The following is a 20,827-nucleotide window of genomic DNA, read 5'->3' on the forward strand; positions in this document are numbered from 1 at the left end:
CAGCAACAGTATCTGCAGCTGATGTTGGCCACCGCCTTGGTGCAGGAAAATAAAACGGCGGCTATTTTTGCCCCAGACAGCCCAATCAATAACCTGCGTTATCGCTCCGTGGTGCTCAAAAGCCTGGCCAATAAAGCGTTGCTGCAACAGCAGGCCGTAGGCGCACCCAATGACGAAGAAAAGACCATCGCTCTGCATACGCTGCTGTTTAAGGATTTGATGGTGGGTGACTATCAGGGGTTTATTGACGACAGCCAACTGAAAAAAAATATCAAACAGACGCCTGACCCGCAGGTGTTTGGCGATGTTGCACTCAGCGTTTTCGATTGGGATGGCAGCCGGACGGAGCCTGGTTATTTCTGTGCTTCTTTAGACGCTAACGTTGCCGTATTGGCAAAGAACAAGACTGATGCACACGCCATGAACTGCGTGGCAGAGTTCTTGCGTACCACCTTTGCCGATATCAGCACGGAAGCGGAAATGGGGGGCAATGAACAGTTGGATGATCTGGCTGGGGTCGAACTGAGTAAAGATAAAGCGCACGGCAGATTAAAATATTATCAGCAAGTGATCGCCGATCCCAAGGCCGAACCGGAAGATAAAACCTATGCGTTGTACCGGGCAGTGATGTGTTTCTCACCTTCCGGCTACAACAGCTGCGATCGGCAGGAGATCTCACAAAAAACTCGCCAACGTTGGTTTAACCTGTTGAAGAGCCAGTATAAAGGTAACCAGTGGGAACAAAAGCTCAAATACTATTGGTGATGCGCGTATTACTGCTGCTGTGGTTGCCAATCTCTGCAACCGCCGCAGCGGCGGATAACGCAGCTGGCCGGTATGTAAATGCGCATGATTACCGCGCATTCTGGCTTTGGTCCGGCGTTTGGCCGCAGCCTGCGTTGCAGCAGGCCGATTTGCTCTATCTCCATCAGGGTGAAATCGTGAACGGCCGCCAGGGCGCTCGTTTTCTGAAGCTGGGATTGCCGTTGAGCAAGCTCCAGGCGCCTGCCGTCTGGATCACCGTACGTGTCGCAACCCTGGACATATCCGACGAGGTATTGGCCTCGGCGGTGCGTCTGCCTGCTCGTTGGGCTGCGGCAGGCAATCGGGTGGTAGGGCTACAGATCGACTTTGACGCGGCAACCTATCAACTGGATAAGTACGCGGAATTTCTCGACAAACTGCGCGGTCGTTTACCCAAAGAATATGCTTTGGGGGTGACTGGCCTGCTCGATTGGGCAAAGACCGGTAACGTCAGCCAGTTGAATGCATTACCGATCGATGAGTTGGTGATCCAAACCTATCAGGGGCGGCGCACGGTCACGGAGTATGAACGCTATCTCCCCGCGCTACTTAAGCTACAAATCCCCTTCAAAATCGGTCTGGTGCAGCAGGGCGACTGGAACGCCGAGTGGCAACGGCGGCTGACCACATCGCCTTATTATCGCGGCGAGGTGGTTTTTTTGTTGAATACGAGCCTGTAGTTGTTGATTTTATATAAGTATATCAATTGGATAATCATATTATTTGCTTATGCTAGTAGGCAGAACTTAACTGGTCTAAAATAGGTATGAATCGAACGATTTATACCTACTTGAACGACTGAGGAAATTGCCATGATTAGCTTTACGGCCAACCAGGCCAAAACCCAGTTTGGCGAGATGATAACTAAAGCTCAGCGTGAGCCGATCAGCATCACCAAAAACGGTAAACCTTCCGTAGTGGTTATGTCTGTTGAGGATTACAACGAGTTTGAGGCGTTGAAACTGCAAAGCTTGCGCGCCAAGCTTGCGCAGTCCATTGCTCAGGCAGAGGCTGGCCAGTTGCATGAGGGTGAACAGGTATTTGACGAGTTGATGAAGGATCTTTAATGGTTAACTACAAACTGACTGACGATGCGCGAGAGGATTTGCGCGAATTAAAGGCATTTTCTCTGAGGCAGTTTGGAACGTTAATAACAAGGGAATACTTGGCTGATATGCGTGCCACTATGCAGCATTTGGCTAATATGCCGGGGATGGGCACTAATGAAGTTGAGAGTTTAGGATTGGATATATGGAGTTTTCCGTATATGAGCCATACGATCTATTATCAACGTGCCGCTGATGGAATTTCTATCATCGGCGTTGTTCACCAGAGTCGCCTACCAACGTTGTTATTAAATCGTCGCATATGAACATAGGATGAAGGTGCTCTCTTTGGCTGTTTTTTTGCGCCCCCGTTTTGCAGACTATGTATGTAGGGGCGTAGCATGCAGTACTCATCCAAATCCCGTTCCAGCCTTTAACCCCCACCACTAAACACTCACTAAACAGCCGGGGATTTTTGCCCGTGTTTAGTAATCCCAGAACGCTGGGCTTGATAGCTTTCACAAAAGCATCACGCAACCGCGGCGCGGCTGGTAAAGTCGCTTGATTGAGTCATATCTCCGCTATAAATTGATCTGCATCGTTTCACTAAAACGATACAGATAATGCCAGGCCGTATATTTAATATATTGATTATTATGTTAATTAATGGCGTGTCGTGCATAAGTTAACCGATTGACGTCAGCACCGGAGGGGGAGCGAAAACATGGCCAATATTCGTGATGTCGCACATCTCGCCGGTGTTTCCGTGAGCAGCGTTTCCAACGTGTTAAATGGGCGTAGTAATCAAATGCGCCCGGAAACCCGGCTGCGTATCGAACAGGTGATGCGCGAATTGAACTATCAGCCCAACAGAGTGGCGCAGCAGTTGAAAACTGGGCATGCCCGGATGATCGGTCTGCTGGTCCCCTCGATCGTCAACCCCAGCTTTTCTGCCCTGGCTCGCGAGGTTGACCTGGCGGCTAAAGAACACCGCTATCGGGTGTTGTTGGGCAACACCTATCGGCAAGAAGATGAAGAGCGCACCTTTATCGAAGATATGTTCGCCCATGGGGTGCGCGGCATTATCGTTGCGGCGAGTGATATCCGTAAGACCCATTTTGCACAGGCTGCCGAAATGGGAATGATGATCGTCAACTACGATAACCGGATGGCGGGGAGCTTCACCGCTGATGCCCGGTTATTCGACAGCGTCTCAATGGACAACGTAGAGGCCGGGCGGTTGGCGGCTCAACATCTGATCGAACGCGGTTGTCGCAATATCGTCTTTGCCACCGAGGCCAGTCTGACCATGAGCCGCAGCCATAAGATTGAAGGGTTTCTCACCGTGGTGCGTAATCATCGCCTGCCCGCTCAGCAGCGGGTGATAGAAGGCAAAGCCAGCGGAGAGTATGGCGATACCGAGATGGCCGAACTGGGCTTTACCCTGGCCGCTCAGGTACTTGCTCTTTCTCCGCGCCCAGATGGCGTGGTGGCTATCAACGATGCTCTGGGTATCGGCCTGTTGGCGGGGCTGCGGGAAGCGGGAGTGGCGGTGCCTGGTGAGATATCGGTGGTGGGTATCGACAATATTCCGCTCTCGGGGTTGGTGTGGCCCGCGCTGACCTCCATCATGCCACCGCTTGCCGAGATGGCCCAGGTGATGGTGGGGCGCCTATTGCAACGCGTAGGGGATCCTACATTAGCCCCTGAAGAGTTTATATTCCCGCCGACGTTAGTCAGCCGCCAGTCGGTAATAACCATTACGCCATAACGCGAATAGCGTAACGAGAACGATTAAATAGCATTATTTATTATCAGGTGAATATACCTGTATCCATCAGGCATGCCTGTAGCAGATTATTATTCCGATTAACAACATTGGAAGTATTCTATTATGCAAAAAAGAACGCCTCAGGAAATTGAACGCAGTGCCATTAGAAAAATGACGCTGAATATTGTCCCGTTAATGATCTTATTATACTTTCTGGCTTTTTTAGATCGTAATAATATGGCCTATGCGGCAATGGCATTGGAAGATAGCCTGGGGTTAACCGCCACGGCTTTTGGCTTTGCCTCTGGGATATTCTTTATCGGCTATTTTATGTTTGAAATTCCCAGTAATGCGGGAACCATCAAGTTTGGCCCACGTATCTGGTTTGCCAGGATCCTCATCACCTGGGGGATATTTGCCGTATTGATGGGTTTTGTCCGCACGCCGATGGAGTTGTATATCTGTCGGTTTATGCTGGGTGTCTGTGAGGCGGGGTTTTTCCCCTCGGTCGTCTATTACTTCACGGTATTTTTCCCGGAGAAGTACCGCACCAAAATCCTTGGCATGTTTATCATCGTACAGCCGTTGTCGAACGCTATCGGCTCACCGATTTCCGGGTTGATCCTTAATGTTGAGCATGGCTGGTTTGGCCTGGAACCCTGGCAGTGGCTGTTTATCCTTGAAGGTATTCCACCGGTGATTATTGGCCTGTTTATCCCTTTTCTTATCAAGAACTCACCGAAGGATGTGGGCTATCTCGATGTGGAAGAGAAAGCCTGGCTAATGGACAACACCACCCGCAGTAAATCGGGTTCCAAGGTCAAGCTGTCTGATTTTGTGCAGGGCATAAAAAATAAAAAGTATCTGTTATACGCCATGTTGAATTTTGGCATGGTGTGCGGGATCTACGGTTTTGGGATGTGGCTGCCCTCCATCATTACGGCTATCTCTGGCGATGACATTTTCCGCGTAAGCCTGATTGCCTTTATTCCCTACGGGTTGGCCGCCTTGCTGGTTTATCCGTGGAGCCTATGGGCCAGTAAAAGCAAAAAAATTGGTGTGTTTGCCGGCATCAGCATGATTGTTGCTGCCTTTGGCCTGATAGGTGCCGTGGTGTTCTTTAACTATAACGTGTTTGTCGCGCTGATGTTCCTGAGCGTTGCTGCCATAGGTATCTATACCTCGGTTCCTTCATTCCTTTCCATGCCAGCCAATATTTCTACCGGGGCGGCGGCAGCGGCCGGACTGGCAGTGGTGAGCTGTATCGGCAATATCGGGGGTTTTGTCGCCCCTTATGTGGTCGGGTTATTAAAGGATGTCAGTAACAGCAATACTCCGGGGCTGGTTTTCCTGTCGCTGTGTTTATTGGTTACCGGATTGATCTGCATTTTTTACTGCGCCAAACAGCGTGAAGGCGTTATTCGCTCATAACTGGTTTTATCTACAAATAATCAAGAGGCAATAAAATGGGAAATCTAACGGGTAAGAAAGTGTTTATTACCGGGGCCGAGCAGGGGATTGGCAAAGCTACCGCAGAGCAGTTGATTAACGCCGGGTGTGACATCTACATCCACTACTTCAGCGGCGAAGAGGGGCCAAAGGAACTGGCTGAATTAGCCCATTCACGCGGTCAACGCGCCGCCTATGGTTATGCAAATTTAACCGATACCGAAGATACGCAGCGATGCGTCGCTGCCGCCGCCGAGTTTCTGGGGGGGATAGACATACTGATCAATAACGTGGGTGGCATTATCGCCCGTAAATGGCTCGGTGAGATCGACCGTCAATTCTGGCAGACGGTGATAGATGTCAATATGACGACCATGTTGAACGTCACGCAAAGCGCGCTACCTTACTTAAAAAGCGCCAAGGACGGAGCCAGCATCGTCAATTTGGCCTCACTGGCTGGCCGTTCCGGCGGGCATTCTGGTTCACTGGTGTACTCCACTGCCAAAGGGGCGGTATTAACCTGGACCCGCTCCCTGGCGGCGGAACTGGGTGAACATGGCATCAGGGTCAACGCCGTAGCGCCGGGGCTTATTCTTGGCACTCGCTTCCATAACCTGCATACCAGCAAGGAATCTGCCGATGAAACCATCCACGGTATTCCCCTTGGCCGCGCGGGGAGCCCGGAGGACGTCGCTCGGGTGATTAAATTCCTCGCCTCGGAATATGACGGCTTCGTCTCTGGCGCCACCATCGATATTAACGGCGGTATTTACCGTATGTGAGTCAACCCAGCCGCTGATAAACCGCAACCGATTCACTACGTAGGGGCGCTGCATGCTGCGCCCACCTGTCTTCCCTACTGGAAAACACTATGATCAAAGCCGACATTATTCATCCGCAACTGTTGGGTGCACTGGCGCTGTGCGGGCATAAGACCCAGATCCTCATCGCCGATGGTAACTATTCGTTCGTCACCAACTCGTCGAAAGAGGCCACCATTGTCTATCTGAATCTTGCCCCCGGAATGATCGCCAGCAGCGTGATATTAGCAAAGGTGCTCAAGCATATTAATGTGGAACATGCCTCGATGATGGCTTGGCCGCAAGGTTTCACCAACACCATCGCTGCCGAATATCAGCAACTGCTGCCTGACGGTTGCCCCATCGATTATCTCAACCGCGAGGCCTTCTATCATGCGGCAAAATCACCGGAGACATTATTGGTTATCGCCAGCGGTGAGATGCGGCGCTTTGCCAACCTGCTGCTGACCGTGGCGCCGGTGTCGTTGGCTGATTGAATGCGGGTTATCTTTGTGGGAGGGGCCTCTGTTGGCTACTGACAGAAACTGTCAACAGTGCAGGCTACACTTGGTTTTTGCGGGTAGGAAAATCCTGAAAATTGCCCCTATTTCTGACAAGGACACTCCGATGATACGTGCTATTACCCTCCTGACTGAAAACTTTTCCGATTGGGAAACCGCTTTGATCAACTCGACGGGGCGTGGGTACTACGGTTTTGACTGCCGTTTTGCCACCCCTGGCGCAGCCCAGGTCACCTCTTCAAGTGGCATGCTGGTTTCCCCCCATCTGGCAATAGAAGCCATTCAGCCTGATGAAGTCGATCTGCTGATTGTCTGCGGGGGCACTATCTGGCAAACCGCACAGGCGCCGGATATCACCACCTTGGTTGCTGCGGCTTATCAAAGTAACGCCATCGTCGCGGGGATTTGCGATGGTACTCGCGTTTTAGCGCAGGCGGGTGTGCTTGATGCGGTCCGCCATACTTCCAATTCGGCAGAAAACCTGTTGAGCCTGAACTATGGCGGTGCGCAATACTATCAGGATGTGCCTTATGCCATCGCCGATCGGTGCGTTATCACGGCACCGGGTACCGCACCGGTCAGCTTTATGGCCGCAATCTTGCGTACTCTGGGTCTGGGGGATGAAAACCTCAATGCCTACCTTGCGATGCATGCTGCTGAGCACCGCAAGCCAGGCTAGTCCACTGTTATAAATAGCCGCCGAGAGCCACTTCACGTGGAGACAGGCTCTCTCTGGCCGAGGGTGTCTGGCTGTTTGTGCGCAGATAAGGCAGCATAAGGGCGGTCTTTTCTCTGCCGTCCCACTAGTTGTGCCGAAGAGATGAGGTTGGTTTCTGCCGGCAACGTTGATGGCAGCGGCAAGCGCGGTAGAGTGATTGACGACCGTTCGTTCAGATAGCGTCCTCCCCCCTGCAGTAGCCACTGATACAGTTCCTGATTGCATCTGAAATTGAGCTTGCGCATGGCGTTCTGCTTATGGGCATTGGCAGTTTTATTGCTGATTTGCAAATAGTTGCCGGTATCCTGCCCATTCATTCCCATGTGTATGCACCGCAAAACCTCCTCTTCCCGCGACGTCAACGGAGACATACATGTGCAATCGTAGCTGGACGCTGCTGGTGACCCAAAAGGCGGAAACAGCACGCTATCCAACCGCTCATATAATGAGGATATTGTCTGGTGCCGGTACAGCGCCCTGGTATGGCATTGTTCGCAATGCACCCTTGGCTTGAGCTGGTTTTTGTTGCGCCCCTGCTCGGTGATAAAGAATACCATCGGATGATTTTTCCGCTGATGTAAGCGGTAATGCCATGGGTAGCTAGTGACCAGATCGCCCAGGAAAATGATGTCGATATCGCTGCCAACCTGTGTTTCCTCAAGTAGACGGATGTCCAGCCGACGGGCCTGAAAATAGGTTTGCAGCCCCAAGCCCAGACCATGGGTAAAATAACGGTCAGCATCGATTATCATGATGGACAGAGGTTGTTTCATGGCATGAGTTCCTTTCAACCGGCGTGTCTGCCTTGCGTGAAACACCGTGGCAGACACGGGATAGATAAATGTCAGTAGAAAAAAATCAAACACAAGTCAGAAGGGGGAGGCGTATTTAGCCTTCCGCCGCAACGGGCTGCGCTTCCCTTTTTTCATGATGTTTAGGTGATGGCGAGGGTTCAGCAATATACCAGCGTAAACTGTTATTGACAGCGCCGGAGGTAACATAAGCTTTTTTGTTTTCAACTAATCGCAGCAGATAGTAACGAGCAAGGTATATTGTCGTCTCGGAGTATTCTGCGATTTCCCGTGTTTTGGGCCATTGAACCTGCGGGGGAACGCCTGTGTGATGAATGTCGCGCTTGCAAAGGGTTTGTAGGGCAATAAAAACATTATTTAACTGCTTTTCCCTTTCTTTATTGGTGCGATAAGACATGTCACTACCTCCTTTTAATGCGTCTTGATGGGTGCTATTCGAAATGGAATAATCCTATGCTGCTTGCTTTTGTTGCTAACTTTTCTAGGTGATCACAGGGGAATACTGTCAGAATCATAACCCCCATTTCTTCCTTATGAGGCGTCAGTTTACCATTCTAAGCTATCATGGACTATTGTTTCGTGAAAACCAAATTTACGATCAATGAGTTCGCAAATACCGCGTTTTGCAGCATAAAATACTAAGTAATTCGTTTTTGCGACCGTAGTCGTCGCAATAAGAATATTCTTGCATATAAATAAGGTTTTTATGGCGAAATTGCTCTGTTTGGAAAACAACACTTTCAAAATTTATAGGTATTTGCAATAATTTTTTGGCGACAGGAGATGAGGTTGTCCGATGGAGTGGTGTGAGAATTTTCCTATCATAAATACCCTGATCAATGATTAAATTGATGTGTGGCTGTTTTATGGTCGGAATTCTATCTATTCAAGGGTGTCGCATAAAGTTGTATTTTAATAATTCGCTTTATTCATCGGATGAAGCACCGGAAGAGGCTTGTCTTTTCTGGTGAACTGCCCCCTTCGCAAATAAAGGGGAAGGAAAGGGATGCCTTCTTTTATACCAAATGAAAGGATGCTGCCGGGTATATCAATTACCGCCAAATAAAACAGCGTTGTTCTGATAGGCACCGTTTTAATTGTGTCGGGTTAGGTATGTCTGGATTTCTCGTTAAATTAACGTTTTAAGGATAAAGAAAACATGAAACTGACTAACATTGCGCTGGCTACGGTTCTGTCTCTGGGTATGGTCTCTCTGGCAAATGCTGATGCGGGTTCGGGCAAGGTAAAATTCGAAGGTAAAATCATTGATGCACCTTGCTCTATCGCTCCAGAAAGTATTGACCAGACCAAGAGCTTTGGCCAAGTGGCTAATGTGGAGCTGGTGAATGGTGGTAAATCTACTAACGTGGTGAACTTTGATATCAAACTGCAAGGTTGCGATATCTCTAGCAAGAACAAAGTGCAGGTCACCTTCGCTGGTCCATATGGCGGCGCAACTGGCACCACCAACACCCTGCTGGCCATCACTGGCGCGGCAAAAGGTGCAAGCATCGCGATGTTTGATGGTTCTAACCAACCGATCACCCTGGGTACTGCGACTACCGTGCAGAACCTGATTGCGGGTAACAACACTCTGAGCTTCACCGCCTTCCTACAGGGGCATGCCGGTACTACGTTGACCGATATCGTAGAAGGTGACTTCACCTCTACCACCAACTTTACCATGGCATACAACTAATAGTGGATGTTACTGCATGCGGTTTCCGCATGCAGTTTTTGCTGTCCTTGTTCATTAAGGGAGCCAGGGATGTCGGTGAATAGTTTTACGGCTACCTCGTTGTTTTTACTGGTGGGAGCTGTCACGGCGCTGCCGGTTTGGGGGGAGGGAAGCCAACTCAGCATGAACGGGGCGATAGTGGCTTCCGCCTGCGATATTGACACCACCAGCCGAGATCAGACCGTTGATATGGGTACGCTGCCCTTCGATAGGATTGTTAATGACAGTCAGGCATTGTCACGGCCATTCAGTATCAGGCTGGTGAACTGCACGCTTAAGCATAGCAACGATAACATTTTGGGCAAGCAGCACTTTCGCGTCACGTTTGATGGCCGCAATGAAGATGGGTACTTCGGTGTTGAGGGTGAGGCGCGCGGCGTAGCACTGGTGCTGAACGATGCGCTGGGGAATCAGGCGGTTCCAGGTAAGGAAATGCCGGCACAGACGCCGGTATTACAGGGTAAAGATATATTGCTGCACTACACCGCACGCATGGTAGCCAACAATCAGCCGTTACATACCGGCACCTATAGTGCACAAGTGCGATACCAGTTGGATTATCACTGAACAGCAGGCTGACATGATAATGGACGGTCAGCACGCCAAGACAGATTGACTTCCCCGGCAGGATATTTCCTTTAATAACAACCATAACGCCCGGGAAAGTTTTAACGCATAAAGGTCAATGGATGATGAGCACCCCACTTGTAGGAGTACAGGTTCCGCGCACCCGCTTGTTGCCGCTGTTGATTGCGCTGGCACTGGTGAATGGCCAGGTTTCTGCCGCTAAACCCATCGAATTCAATACCGACGTGCTCGATGTTCAGGAGCGCGGCAATATCGATTTGGGGCGTTTTTCCCGCAGTGGTTACGTGATGCCGGGTGAATACAGCTTGCTGATCAACGTCAACCAGCAGGAACTGCCGGAACAGACGATCCCATTTTATCCCACAGACAAAGATCCGAGCGTTACTGAAGCCTGTTTGTCCCCCACCTTAGTGGAACAAATGGGGCTGAAAGAGGAATTTACCCGCGATCTGGCCTGGTGGCACAACGGGCAATGCCTGGTGATCGGTAGCCTCAAGGGAATGACGGCGCGCCCCGAGTTGGGCAGCAACACGCTCTATCTCAGCATTCCACAGGCTTACCTGGAATACAGTTCTCCCGATTGGGATCCACCTGCACGCTGGGATAACGGTATTCCTGGGTTGCTGCTGGATTACAACCTCAACGCTCAGAGCCAACGTCAGGATCAAAACGATGGTGTCGAGAAAGGCTATAACCTGAGCGGCAACGGAGTGGTGGGCGCTAATGCAGGGAGCTGGCGGCTGCGTGCCAGTTGGCAGACACAGATTGACCATCAAACCGGCTCAGGGCAGTCCACCCAGCGCAACTTTGAGTGGACACAGTATACCGCTTACCGGGCGATCGCGCGGCTGCGGGCCAAATTGACGGTGGGTGAAGACTTCCTCAACTCCGACATTTTCGACAGCTTCCGTTACACCGGGCTAAGCCTGGTGAGCGACGACGCGATGCTGCCGCCGAACCTGCGCGGCTATGCGCCAGAGGTGAGTGGCGTGGCACGTACTAACGCCCGTGTGGTGGTCAGCCAGCAGGGGCGGGTGTTGTATGAATCCCTGGTGCCAGCCGGCCCGTTCCGTATTCAGGATTTGAGCAATGCGGTTTCGGGGCTGATGGACGTGCGGATCGAAGAGCAGGACGGCAGCGTGCAGACGTTCACTATCAGCACGGCGAGCATTCCTTATCTGACCAGACCAGGAATGGTGCGCTACAAGCTGGCAAGCGGGCGGCCAACAGACTGGCGGCACCGTACTCAAGGCCCGCTATTTGGTAGCGGTGAATTCTCGTGGGGGGTCAGCAACGGCTGGTCGCTGTTTGGCGGTGGCGTGGTGGCCGGTGACGAGTACAACGCGTTGGCGGTGGGGATTGGCCGCGACCTGATGGCGTTTGGCGCACTGTCGTTTGACGTGACCCAATCGCGGGCCAATTTGCCTCAAGGGGATACCCTGAGCGGGGGGTCCTATCGCCTGCGTTATTCGAAGAACTTTGACCAGATTGGTGGCCAGGTGACCTTTGCCGGCTATCGCTTCTCGGAACGCAGCTTTATGACCATGGGGGAATTCCTGGAGGTACGTAACCTTGGTACCCGTAGCCAGAGCAGCAAAGAGATGTACACGGTGTCCTACAGCCAGCAGTTCCGCGATATAGGGCTAACGGCCAACCTGAACTATGACCACCAGACCTACTGGGATCGGGACGCCAACGATCGCTACAGCCTGTCGCTCATGCGCTACATGGATATTGGCCGCTTCAAGAACCTTAGCCTGTCGATGACCGGCTACCGCAATCAGTACAACGGGCAGAATGACGATGGGGTGTTCCTGTCACTGTCGCTGCCGTGGGGTAACAGCGGTTCGATGAGCTACAGCGGCACACTGGATCGCAATGACAACACCCACCGGGTCAGCTACTCCGATCGGGTCGGGGATCGTGGCAGCTATCAGGTGAGCACTGGCTTTACTCGCAAAGGGGCATTGGCCAGTGGTTTCTATAGCCATGAGGCGGATTGGGCGCAGATTAACGCTACCGCCAGTGCTCAATCAGGGAGCTACAGCACGGTAGGGCTGGCATTGCAGGGTGGGGTAACGGCGACTGCGGAAGGTGCTGCGATGCACCGGGTCGCTATTCCGGGCGGTACCCGTTTGCTGGTCGACACCGATGGCGTAGCCGATATCCCTATTCGCAACTACGGTGCCCCAGTGCGCACCAACCGCTTCGGCAAAGCCGTGGTGGCCGACATGAACAGCTATTACCGCAACCGGGTGAATATCGATCTGGACAAGCTGCCGGATAACGCCGAAGCGATGAAATCGGTGGTGCAGGCCACGCTGACGGAAGGAGCGATAGGCTACCGCCGGTTTGACGTGATAGCGGGTGAGAAGGCCATGGCGGTGATCCGTCTGGCAGACGGCACTATGCCGCCGTTCGGGGCGACGGTGCAGAACCTGAAAAAACGCGATGTGGGGATCGTCAGCGACGCCGGCAGCGTGTACCTGAGCGGTATTGAACGCGGTGAAACGATGACGGTTCACTGGGACGAGCAGGCGCAGTGTGAACTGACATTACCAGCGGTATTACCAGCGAACGGCATGGCTGAACTCTTGCTGCCTTGCCGGGCGATAACCGCGAAAAAAGACACCACAGACCTGGCGGCAATACAGAAAAAGGCTGAGACAATACAATGAGATACGAAATGACGAAAACCAATACGGGAATGGCGCTGGTCGCCGTAACCTTACTGTGCGCGTTGACCACGCAGGCCCAGGCGGCGATCGCGCTAGATCGTACCCGGATCATCTTTCCTGGCGGTGATAAGTCGGTCAGCCTGAGCGTCAACAATGACAACCCGCAATTGCCCTATCTGGCGCAGGGCTGGATAGAGGATACCAAGGGCAACAAGGTAACCAGTCCGTTAACGGTACTGCCGCCGGTACAGCGCATCGAACCAGGTGCCAAGAGCCAGGTAAAGGTACAGGCGTTACCGGTGTTGAGCCAACTGCCACAGGATCGGGAAACGTTGTTCTACTTCAACCTACGTGAAATCCCGCCGAAGAGTGACAAGGCTAACACCTTGCAACTGGCGTTGCAGACGCGCATCAAACTGTTCTATCGGCCAAAAGCGCTGGTGAAAACGACCACCGAGATGGCGACGCCGTGGCAGGACCAGCTGACGTTGACCAAGCAGGGCGACAAGTATGTGGTGAACAACCCGACGCCGTACTACGTGACACTGGTGGATGCGGGCAGCAGAAAGGGTGTCAGCGCAACGGGTTTTGAGCCGCTGATGCTGGAGCCGAAAAGCAGTGCTCCTTTAGGTATCAGCGCGTCGGTATTAGGAGGATCGCCAGTACTGACCTACGTCAACGATTATGGCGGCCGCCCAGTGCTGACGTTCCGTTGCGGCGCATCGGACTGCCAGGTGGAACCGGCGAAGAAGAGTTAATTGAAACCGGTCGTGCCAGGTTACAGGGAGAGGGCGCGGGGTCAGGTCTGCAAGGAGAGAACGTATGCAACAATATTATCCTGTTCCTGGTAAGCATCGCCGGGGGAGCATGAGATCGAGGGTCTCAGGCTATTGCCTTGCCGGGGCGCTATTCAGTGTCGTGCTGACCAGCGTTCCGGTCAGCGCGATGCCGGTGAATATCAGGGGAACCGTTATACTGCCACCGCCCTGTACGATTAATAATAATCAAACCATTCGGGTGGACTTTGGCGATGAGGTGATGACGACCCGGATTGATGGCGTCAACTATAAGCAGACCATTGTCTATAGCCTGAATTGTGACATCCAGAAATCCAACGATCTGAAAATGAGCATTCAGGGCGGCACTGCGGGCTTTGGGACCGGATTTTTGAGCACCAATAAAAACGATTTGGGTATCGCTTTGTACTATGGGACGCAACGGTTAAATATCAATACCTGGTTTAACTACACCTATCCCAATCAGCCGGTACTGTATGCGGTGCCGGTCAAGCGTAGCGGGGCCACCTTGACGGGGGGCGAGTTTACCGCCTCCGCCACGTTATTAATTGATTACCAGTAAGGGAGCATAAGACATGCGAATTCTACTGTTATCCCTACTGGCTGCGGGTTTAAGTGGCCTTGTATCTACGGCATTTGCCGCAGGGGGCGATATGAAATTTCGAGGAACGCTGCTCGAGCCACCTCCTTGTAGCATTAACAGCGGCAATAATATCATCGTTGATTTTGGCCTTAAGGTGGGTGTCAAAAAAGTGGATGGCGTTAACTATATGCAGAACATTAATTATGATCTGGTTTGTGAGCCAAATACCCATGGTTGGGCGTTGAAATTGAAGCTTACGGGGAACCCCATTTCTTTTGATAACGCCGCGGTGCAAACCAATATTAATGGGCTGGGGATTAAAATCCTGCGTGACGGTCAACCCTTTGTTCTTGGCAGTGAAATAACCATTACGCCGTCCAGTAGACCCCAGCTTAAAGCCGTGCCGGTACAGCAGGTCGGCATAGTTCTAACGGAAGGCGCGTTTGAAGCAACGGCAACGCTGCAGGCTGATTATCAATAACAGGGAGGAACTATCATGCGATTTTCGGCACTGTTAATATCCCTGGCTGTAGGGCTTGGCGGTTTATCCAGCGTATCCCAGGCGGTTGATAATGTGCGCTTTAGAGGCGCTCTGGTGGCTGACCCTTGCACATTGCGAGTCACGGATGAAAATATCAATATCGATTTTGGCTCGATCGTTGAGAAATATCTTTATATCAACACCCGTACGCTAGGGGTGCCATTGGTATTACATCTTGATGATTGCGATCTTAGCCTGGGGAATATGGTCAAGCTGACCTTTTCCGGCACGGAAAATAGCAGGCTGAACGGTCTGCTGGCGATATCCGGGGCGAGCCAGACCAGCGGTATTGGCATCGGTATTGAAACGCAACAGGGAAATAAGGTCGCGATCAATACCGGTAGCTATAACCAAGGGCTGATCTCGGGCAACAATACCATCAGCCTGCGAACCTATGTGCAGGGTGAGCCCGATGCGATTAGCCAAAAAACCATTAACCCTGGCGACTTTACCGCCAGCGCGACGTTTTTATTGGAATACGAGTAGCCCGTAATACGGCTTACCCTGAAATCGACGGTGTGACTAATGAGTCCGCGGTAGATAAGGGATGATCACAGGGGTATTTATGCAAGCCATTAGAGTGATGCTTTTAGCCGTCATGTTGCTGACGGCCTATAGCGCCAATAGCGCGATTTATTCTTATATTACCCGCAGTGAGGGCACGCCCGAGAACGCCAGATATTGGTGGACTATTGAGTACTGGGACACCGTAGATGCTACTCCAAATCCGTGTTACAGGTGGGGGCAATGTACGGTATTTATTGGCCACCGGCACAGTGATGCTGGAGAGGCGGGCCCTGGTGTTTCAGATGGTAACGAATACCTTGATGGCATCCAGAATTTGCCGACGGTCGGCGACATAGGTAGGGCATTTCAGCAAAAGTATTCGCTACCGCGCAGCGGAACTCAAACCCACGTTGGCCCGGCAGTGACGCAGGAATGTGTAGGGATGTATTATAAAGCGACAACGGGGACCGCAGGTTCCGGTGGTAGTGCCATGATGCCCAGCAGCCTATGCGGGATCGTACCGCCGCCGGTAGGTAAATGTGAATTTACTGAAACCAGCATTGAACTGACCCATGGCCAAGTCCAGCTGAAAGATATCGAGGGGAATCAGGCGCGGCAGACGGGTTATATCCGCTGCACACAAACAATGGACGTTATGGTCTACGCTGCGGGTGCGGGCGGAAATGGTATGGTTAATCTCAGAAGCGACGGTAGCCTGAAAAGCCGCTTGACCATTGGCGGGGTGAGCGGCTCTACCGGGCTCAGGATACGTGCTTTGGCGGCAACCAAGATGCCGGTAGAGTTTGTTTCCACGCTGACTAAAGTAGGGACCGTGGAGGCAGGTGATTTCTTCGGTTCAGCCACCGCTATACTGACTATGCCTTAGTTGTTGATAACGTGCGCAGCATACGGTTGAGGTTGTTCAAACCGTATGCTGCGCACGTTTGATCTATTCGTCAGGTTTTTCGCACCGTAAACTCCAGTGCCACACCAATGAGCGTCATGTTTTTTACCGACTGAGATTCTGTTACCGGGATGAGGCTTCCCTGAAACTTAACCTTCTTCAGCGGTCCGTTGATCACCAGTTTGGCCCGCAGGTTGGGGAGGGACTGGGGGCAAATAGGGTAAATAACTCGCCCCTTGATGGCGACTGGGATCTTCCTCAGGTCAATGCGTTGCAAAACGCCGATCGAGGCATACAGCACCGCAAGCGGCGTTATGGAGACTAGTTGCAGCGGCGTCACACTAATAAAATCCAGCAATAACTCTGGCTTAAGATAATGCAGACCATCATGAGCTACGGTGACGCCAGTGATTTCTGGCATTGCGAGAGTCTTAGGCGAAGAGGATAAGTCTGTCATTGGGTCAGCCTTTGTCTGGAGTTGCCGCAGGTGTGTTAGTTTGCTCCCACTGAACATCCTCTCTACAAAACCTCCTTTTTCGTCTCTCAAGCAAGAGCGGGTGCCAGATAATTTGAAAAACGGGATTTAGCTCACTCTTATTCACCCACTAAAGGGGGTTTCTCCTAACCTCAAGTGCTTGGTTGGGGTCCGCATCATGTTGGCGTCAACGGTGCCAATAGCTGGCGCTATTAATAATCTGTCTGAATAACTCAATTTTCCAGCTACGTGACAATTGCTCATATTGTCTTAAATGTAGATAAGATATTTCTTGTCTTGTTGGGTAATAACTTAATTGCTCAGGATGTACACCAATAAATAATCTGTATGAATAACTCGGTTTTCCAGCTGCACGACAGAGAGTCATACTCTCTTAAATATAGCTAAGACACTTCTTGTTTTTTGTTAAGTAATAACTTGGTTGTTCGGAATTAGCACCAATAAATGCAGGGATTCTTAGCTGTTAACGAGAAAATTCTATTTGAACTATCAGAGAAATTAATCAATAATGGTTGTTATTCAAAATTCCAATCAGTTCTATTATCACTCATGTCAATTTAAACGTATTGGCCCATTACAGGTCCGGCACACGATGGGGGGGATCAGCGGCTTTGCTATCCGGCTTGCGCCAGTGTGCCGTGATAAAAGCCATTCTCGAAGGATGGGTAAATGGTTTTATTTATAGCTTGAGCATTATGAAATAGATGGAAGTTATAAGGAATATCAATAATAGTCTCGCTGCACATATTGGCCTTGGTGGGGAATATTATGGGTTCACGTGATGGTTTAATTCGATGGCGGCTTTGTGGCTAGAAATTGGCAGGAATAGACGAAATAGCTAGGGAAAAATATCCATATGTTAAAAGGACGAACAAAACGTAGGCTGCTAGGGGGAGGCGCTTTAGCGGCGATTGCTATGCTGGTCTATTGGCATTTCAGCCAACCGTTACCTGCGGAGTTTAAAACGGTTAAGGTTACCCAGCGTGATTTTCAACAGAACGTTTTGGCGACCGGCCAACTGGATGCGGTACGTAAGGTTGATGTGGGGGCTCAGGTCAGCGGACAGTTGGAGAGCCTGAAGGTCGAGATTGGCGATAAGGTGCAAAAAGGGCAACTGCTCGGCATTATCGATCCCCAACAGGCACAAAACAGCATTCGCGAAGGCGAGGCCACGCTACGGCAACTGCAAGCCCAGCTGCAACAGGCGCAGGCGGAGCAGCAACTGGCAGAGGTCACTTTGCAGCGTAACCGCGAATTGGCCAAGGTGCAGGCGGTTTCGCACCAGGATCTGGATAAATTGACCACCGATCTGGCGGTGAAAAAGGCGCAGGTGGCAAACACCCGGGCGCAGATCGCCAAAAATCAAGCCAGCCTGGATACCGCCAAGATCAATCTGGCCTATACCCGCATTGAAGCGCCGATGGACGGTGATGTGGTGCAGATCACCACCTTTCAGGGCCAAACGGTGATCGCCGCACAGCAGGCACCCAACATTCTGACGTTGGCAGACATGAGTACCATGCTGGTGAAGGCACAAGTTTCCGAGGCGGACGTGATCCACCTCAAGCCGGGGCTGAAAGCCTGGTTTACCGTGCTGGGCGATCCGAGCAAACGCTTTGAGGGCGTGCTGAAAGACATCCAACCCACCCCAGAGAAGGTCAATAACGCCATCTTTTATTACGCGCGTTTCGAAGTGCCAAATCCGCAGGGGTTGCTGCGCCTGCAAATGACCGCGCAGGTGCATATTCAGTTGGCTGGCGCCAGCGATGCGCTGGTTATTCCGCTGGTAGCGTTAGGGGAACAAATCGCCGATAACCGTTACCACGTTGCGGTGCTGCAACAGGGCCAGAAACAGCTGCGGGAGGTGACGATCGGCATGCGTAACAACCTGGATGTGCAGATTGTCAGTGGATTGACAGCCGGTGAAGAGGTGATTGTCAGCCGCGGCGGCGTGGAGGGCAGCTGATGGCCGCACTGTTGGAACTGAGTGATATCCGGCGTAGTTATCAATCCGGTGAGCAAACCCTGGAGGTATTGAAAAGCATCAGCCTGCGGATAGATGCTGGTGAGATGGTGGCGATCATCGGGGCTTCCGGCTCCGGTAAATCGACGCTAATGAACATTCTCGGCTGTCTGGACAAACCCAACAGCGGCATTTACCGCGTGGCCGGGCAGGACGTGGCCACGCTAAATAGCGATGCATTAGCCCAGCTGCGGCGCGAGCATTTTGGCTTTATCTTCCAGCGTTATCATTTGCTGCCACATCTGAGTGCGGCGCATAACGTGGAGGTGCCTGCCGTTTACGCTGGGATGAGTCACTCGGCACGGCATGCCAGGGCGGCGGCCTTGCTGCAACGCCTGGGATTGGGAGAACGTATCGCCTATCGGCCAAGCCAGCTGTCCGGTGGGCAGCAGCAGCGTGTCAGCATTGCGCGGGCATTGATGAACGGTGGCCAGGTGATCCTGGCGGATGAGCCAACCGGTGCGCTCGATAGCCACTCAGGTAAAGAGGTAATGGCGATCCTCAAGCAGCTGTGCGAGCAGGGACACACCGTGATCATCGTTACCCACGATCCGGCGGTAGCGCAGCAAGCCGAGCGGATTATCGAAATCCACGATGGCGAAATCATTGGCGATTCTCGGCCACAGGCACAGAGCAAGCCACAGGCCAAGTCGTTGGAACTGGCCACGCCAGCCCCTTCCTGGCAGCAGATGGCCGACCGTTTCCGGGAGGCGTTGTCGATGGCCTGGTGGGCGATGGCGGCCAACAAGATGCGCACCCTATTGACCATGCTGGGGATCGTTATCGGCATTGCCTCGGTGATCTCGATCCTGGTGATAGGCGATGCCGTCCAACAGCAGGTATTGGCCGAGATCAAATCCATCGGTACCAACACCGTGGACGTCTATCCTGGTAAGGATTTTGGTGACGATGACCCAACCCTCCGCCAGGCGTTGAAATATGACGATCTGAGTGCATTGAGTGCACAACCTTATATCAGCGCGCTTTCTCCCATGACTCGCAGCAGCATGCGTCTGCGCTTTGGCAATATTGATGTGGCGGCTAATGTGGCAGGCGTCAGCGAGCAGTTTTTCCGGGTGTACGGCATGGAGTTTTCTCAGGGAACGGCTATTGATGTCAGGCAGGTGGAGTCCCAGACGCAGACGGTGGTGATCGATACCAACACCCAGCGCCGTCTGTTCCCGCAACAAAAAAACGTGCTGGGTGAGGTGATCCTGATTGGCAATATGCCTGCGACCGTGGTGGGGGTGGCGAAGGAAAAGCAAACCATGTTTGGCAGCAGCAAGATGCTCAGCGTCTGGGTGCCTTATACCACGATGGCCAATCGCCTGATGGGCAACGACTACTTCGATTCGATCACCGTGCGTATCCGCGATGGCTATAACAGCCAGGAGGCGGAACAGCAACTGACGCGGCTATTGACGCTGCGCCACGGCAAGAAAGACTTCTTTACCTACAACATGGATAGCCTGGTGCAAACGGCGGAAAAAACCACCCGTACGCTGCAACTGTTCCTGATCCTGGTGGCGGTGATTTCGTTGGTGGTGGGTGGGATTGGCGTGATGAATATCATGCTGGTCTCGGTAACAGAAAGAACGCGAGAAATCGGCATCCGCATGGCCGTAGGCGCTCGTTCCGGCGACGTTCTGCAACAGTTCCTGATTGAGGCGGTGCTGGTCTGCCTGGTAGGGGGGATTTTAGGGATCGCGCTGTCGTTCACCATCGGCTTGCTGGTGCAGCTGGCGATGCCGGGCTGGCAGATCAACTTCCCGCCGGTGGCTCTGCTGAGTGCGTTCCTGTGTTCCACCGGTATTGGCGTCGTGTTCGGTTATCTCCCTGCGCGCAGCGCTGCGCGGCTGGATCCCATTGACGCATTGGCACGGGAATAATCAGAAAAACCATAATTTCACCCTGATCCGCGAGCACTGCTGAACCTTCGGCACAATAACGTTCAGGTGATACCTATTGCTGTGAGTCGCTGCTCACGGTGTTGGCCGTGCTATGACTCAAATCAGCCAAAATATTTATAAATAAAAAATCTCAAGGAGTAA

Annotated in this window: 22 protein-coding genes; 19 read left to right on the top strand and 3 right to left on the bottom strand. The window is 52.1% G+C overall.

What is annotated here, in order from left to right; genetic code table 11:
• From N6G83_RS49140 to N6G83_RS49180, 9 genes are all read left to right on the top strand, one after another.
• On the top strand, window positions 1–765 hold a 765-nt coding region (locus N6G83_RS49140), incomplete at its 5' end, for a hypothetical protein (RefSeq protein ID WP_260524231.1).
• Window positions 735–1,484, top strand: a complete 750-nt coding sequence (locus N6G83_RS49145) for a DUF3142 domain-containing protein (RefSeq protein ID WP_074031249.1) — start codon at window positions 735–737, stop codon at window positions 1,482–1,484. The genes N6G83_RS49140 and N6G83_RS49145, both read left to right, overlap by 31 nt.
• 132 nt (window positions 1,485–1,616) lie before the next feature.
• Window positions 1,617–1,871: a type II toxin-antitoxin system Phd/YefM family antitoxin gene (locus tag N6G83_RS49150; RefSeq protein ID WP_024529119.1), complete on the top strand. Its 255-nt coding sequence runs from the start codon at window positions 1,617–1,619 to the stop codon at window positions 1,869–1,871.
• On the top strand, window positions 1,871–2,176 hold the full coding sequence (locus tag N6G83_RS49155; protein ID WP_074031250.1) for a type II toxin-antitoxin system RelE/ParE family toxin: 306 nt from the start codon (window positions 1,871–1,873) through the stop codon (window positions 2,174–2,176). Before N6G83_RS49150 ends, N6G83_RS49155 begins: the two co-directional genes overlap by 1 nt.
• A 398-nt stretch (window positions 2,177–2,574) precedes the next feature.
• Entirely contained in the window at window positions 2,575–3,621 is a 1,047-nt protein-coding gene (locus tag N6G83_RS49160) for a LacI family DNA-binding transcriptional regulator (protein ID WP_211136077.1), read from the top strand.
• Window positions 3,622–3,744: 123 nt separating this feature from the next.
• Window positions 3,745–5,052, top strand: coding sequence for an MFS transporter (locus tag N6G83_RS49165; protein ID WP_074031251.1), 1,308 nt, complete (start codon window positions 3,745–3,747; stop codon window positions 5,050–5,052).
• A gap of 35 nt (window positions 5,053–5,087) precedes the next feature.
• A complete protein-coding gene (locus tag N6G83_RS49170; protein ID WP_024529116.1) occupies window positions 5,088–5,852 on the top strand; it encodes an SDR family NAD(P)-dependent oxidoreductase in 765 nt (254 codons plus the stop codon).
• Window positions 5,853–5,941: 89 nt separating this feature from the next.
• Entirely contained in the window at window positions 5,942–6,367 is a 426-nt protein-coding gene (locus N6G83_RS49175) for an RbsD/FucU domain-containing protein (protein ID WP_024529115.1), read from the top strand.
• A gap of 130 nt (window positions 6,368–6,497) precedes the next feature.
• Window positions 6,498–7,070: a DJ-1/PfpI family protein gene (locus tag N6G83_RS49180; RefSeq protein WP_260524232.1), complete on the top strand. Its 573-nt coding sequence runs from the start codon at window positions 6,498–6,500 to the stop codon at window positions 7,068–7,070.
• Window positions 7,071–7,102: 32 nt separating this feature from the next.
• Here N6G83_RS49180 and N6G83_RS49185 read toward each other — a convergent pair whose 3' ends face one another.
• Window positions 7,103–7,882: a helix-turn-helix domain-containing protein gene (locus tag N6G83_RS49185; protein WP_074031253.1), complete on the bottom strand. Its 780-nt coding sequence runs from the start codon at window positions 7,880–7,882 to the stop codon at window positions 7,103–7,105.
• Between the two features lie 115 nt (window positions 7,883–7,997).
• Entirely contained in the window at window positions 7,998–8,318 is a 321-nt protein-coding gene (locus tag N6G83_RS49190; RefSeq protein WP_024529112.1) for a FaeA/PapI family transcriptional regulator, read from the bottom strand.
• A 762-nt stretch (window positions 8,319–9,080) separates the two neighbouring features.
• Between N6G83_RS49190 and N6G83_RS49195 the strand changes: the two genes are divergently transcribed.
• The 8 genes from N6G83_RS49195 (at window position 9,081) to N6G83_RS49230 (ending at window position 16,239) form a co-directional block, all read left to right on the top strand.
• Window positions 9,081–9,620: a fimbrial protein gene (locus tag N6G83_RS49195; RefSeq protein ID WP_024529111.1), complete on the top strand. Its 540-nt coding sequence runs from the start codon at window positions 9,081–9,083 to the stop codon at window positions 9,618–9,620.
• 69 nt (window positions 9,621–9,689) lie between these two features.
• Window positions 9,690–10,226: a fimbrial protein gene (locus tag N6G83_RS49200; RefSeq protein ID WP_024529110.1), complete on the top strand. Its 537-nt coding sequence runs from the start codon at window positions 9,690–9,692 to the stop codon at window positions 10,224–10,226.
• A gap of 122 nt (window positions 10,227–10,348) precedes the next feature.
• Window positions 10,349–12,925: an outer membrane usher protein gene (locus N6G83_RS49205; RefSeq protein ID WP_370592667.1), complete on the top strand. Its 2,577-nt coding sequence runs from the start codon at window positions 10,349–10,351 to the stop codon at window positions 12,923–12,925.
• Between the two features lie 8 nt (window positions 12,926–12,933).
• Window positions 12,934–13,683 carry a fimbria/pilus periplasmic chaperone gene (locus N6G83_RS49210; protein WP_024529108.1) on the top strand — a complete coding sequence of 250 codons (750 nt, stop codon included), beginning with the start codon at window positions 12,934–12,936 and terminating at the stop codon, window positions 13,681–13,683.
• 64 nt (window positions 13,684–13,747) lie between these two features.
• Window positions 13,748–14,284 carry a fimbrial protein gene (locus N6G83_RS49215; RefSeq protein WP_235163279.1) on the top strand — a complete coding sequence of 179 codons (537 nt, stop codon included), beginning with the start codon at window positions 13,748–13,750 and terminating at the stop codon, window positions 14,282–14,284.
• Between the two features lie 13 nt (window positions 14,285–14,297).
• Complete coding sequence (locus N6G83_RS49220; protein ID WP_024529106.1) at window positions 14,298–14,786, top strand: fimbrial protein; 489 nt, start codon at window positions 14,298–14,300, stop codon at window positions 14,784–14,786.
• Window positions 14,787–14,801: 15 nt separating this feature from the next.
• Entirely contained in the window at window positions 14,802–15,332 is a 531-nt protein-coding gene (locus tag N6G83_RS49225) for a fimbrial protein (protein ID WP_024529105.1), read from the top strand.
• Window positions 15,333–15,411: 79 nt separating this feature from the next.
• Window positions 15,412–16,239 (top strand): hypothetical protein, encoded by an 828-nt coding sequence (locus N6G83_RS49230; protein ID WP_024529104.1) that lies wholly within the window; start codon window positions 15,412–15,414, stop codon window positions 16,237–16,239.
• A 70-nt stretch (window positions 16,240–16,309) separates the two neighbouring features.
• On the opposite strand, the gene N6G83_RS49235 is transcribed toward N6G83_RS49230, so the two are convergent.
• Window positions 16,310–16,678, bottom strand: a complete 369-nt coding sequence (locus N6G83_RS49235; RefSeq protein WP_256714349.1) for a dTDP-glucose pyrophosphorylase — start codon at window positions 16,676–16,678, stop codon at window positions 16,310–16,312.
• A 931-nt stretch (window positions 16,679–17,609) separates the two neighbouring features.
• On the opposite strand from N6G83_RS49235, the gene macA reads away from it, so the two are divergent.
• Both macA and macB read left to right on the top strand, forming a co-directional pair.
• Window positions 17,610–18,719, top strand: coding sequence for a macrolide transporter subunit MacA (macA, locus tag N6G83_RS49240; protein WP_024529102.1), 1,110 nt, complete (start codon window positions 17,610–17,612; stop codon window positions 18,717–18,719).
• The gene (macB, locus tag N6G83_RS49245) at window positions 18,719–20,665 is read left to right on the top strand and encodes a macrolide ABC transporter ATP-binding protein/permease MacB (RefSeq protein WP_024529101.1); all 1,947 of its coding nucleotides are present in this window, start codon (window positions 18,719–18,721) and stop codon (window positions 20,663–20,665) included. Before macA ends, macB begins: the two co-directional genes overlap by 1 nt.
• Window positions 20,666–20,827: the final 162 nt, after the last annotated feature.

It is taken from the genome of Serratia sp. PL7, from assembly GCF_945957435.1.

Coding starts and splice junctions, on each gene's coding strand:
- N6G83_RS49150 (WP_024529119.1), top strand. CDS start 1,617: ATGATTAGCTTTACGGCCAACCAGGCCAAAACCCAGTTTGGCGAGATG.
- N6G83_RS49155 (WP_074031250.1), top strand. CDS start 1,871: ATGGTTAACTACAAACTGACTGACGATGCGCGAGAGGATTTGCGCGAA.
- N6G83_RS49160 (WP_211136077.1), top strand. CDS start 2,575: ATGGCCAATATTCGTGATGTCGCACATCTCGCCGGTGTTTCCGTGAGC.
- N6G83_RS49165 (WP_074031251.1), top strand. CDS start 3,745: ATGCAAAAAAGAACGCCTCAGGAAATTGAACGCAGTGCCATTAGAAAA.
- N6G83_RS49170 (WP_024529116.1), top strand. CDS start 5,088: ATGGGAAATCTAACGGGTAAGAAAGTGTTTATTACCGGGGCCGAGCAG.
- N6G83_RS49175 (WP_024529115.1), top strand. CDS start 5,942: ATGATCAAAGCCGACATTATTCATCCGCAACTGTTGGGTGCACTGGCG.
- N6G83_RS49180 (WP_260524232.1), top strand. CDS start 6,498: ATGATACGTGCTATTACCCTCCTGACTGAAAACTTTTCCGATTGGGAA.
- N6G83_RS49185 (WP_074031253.1), bottom strand. CDS start 7,882: ATGAAACAACCTCTGTCCATCATGATAATCGATGCTGACCGTTATTTT.
- N6G83_RS49190 (WP_024529112.1), bottom strand. CDS start 8,318: ATGTCTTATCGCACCAATAAAGAAAGGGAAAAGCAGTTAAATAATGTT.
- N6G83_RS49195 (WP_024529111.1), top strand. CDS start 9,081: ATGAAACTGACTAACATTGCGCTGGCTACGGTTCTGTCTCTGGGTATG.
- N6G83_RS49200 (WP_024529110.1), top strand. CDS start 9,690: ATGTCGGTGAATAGTTTTACGGCTACCTCGTTGTTTTTACTGGTGGGA.
- N6G83_RS49205 (WP_370592667.1), top strand. CDS start 10,349: ATGATGAGCACCCCACTTGTAGGAGTACAGGTTCCGCGCACCCGCTTG.
- N6G83_RS49210 (WP_024529108.1), top strand. CDS start 12,934: ATGACGAAAACCAATACGGGAATGGCGCTGGTCGCCGTAACCTTACTG.
- N6G83_RS49215 (WP_235163279.1), top strand. CDS start 13,748: ATGCAACAATATTATCCTGTTCCTGGTAAGCATCGCCGGGGGAGCATG.
- N6G83_RS49220 (WP_024529106.1), top strand. CDS start 14,298: ATGCGAATTCTACTGTTATCCCTACTGGCTGCGGGTTTAAGTGGCCTT.
- N6G83_RS49225 (WP_024529105.1), top strand. CDS start 14,802: ATGCGATTTTCGGCACTGTTAATATCCCTGGCTGTAGGGCTTGGCGGT.
- N6G83_RS49230 (WP_024529104.1), top strand. CDS start 15,412: ATGCAAGCCATTAGAGTGATGCTTTTAGCCGTCATGTTGCTGACGGCC.
- N6G83_RS49235 (WP_256714349.1), bottom strand. CDS start 16,678: ATGCCAGAAATCACTGGCGTCACCGTAGCTCATGATGGTCTGCATTAT.
- macA (WP_024529102.1), top strand. CDS start 17,610: ATGTTAAAAGGACGAACAAAACGTAGGCTGCTAGGGGGAGGCGCTTTA.
- macB (WP_024529101.1), top strand. CDS start 18,719: ATGGCCGCACTGTTGGAACTGAGTGATATCCGGCGTAGTTATCAATCC.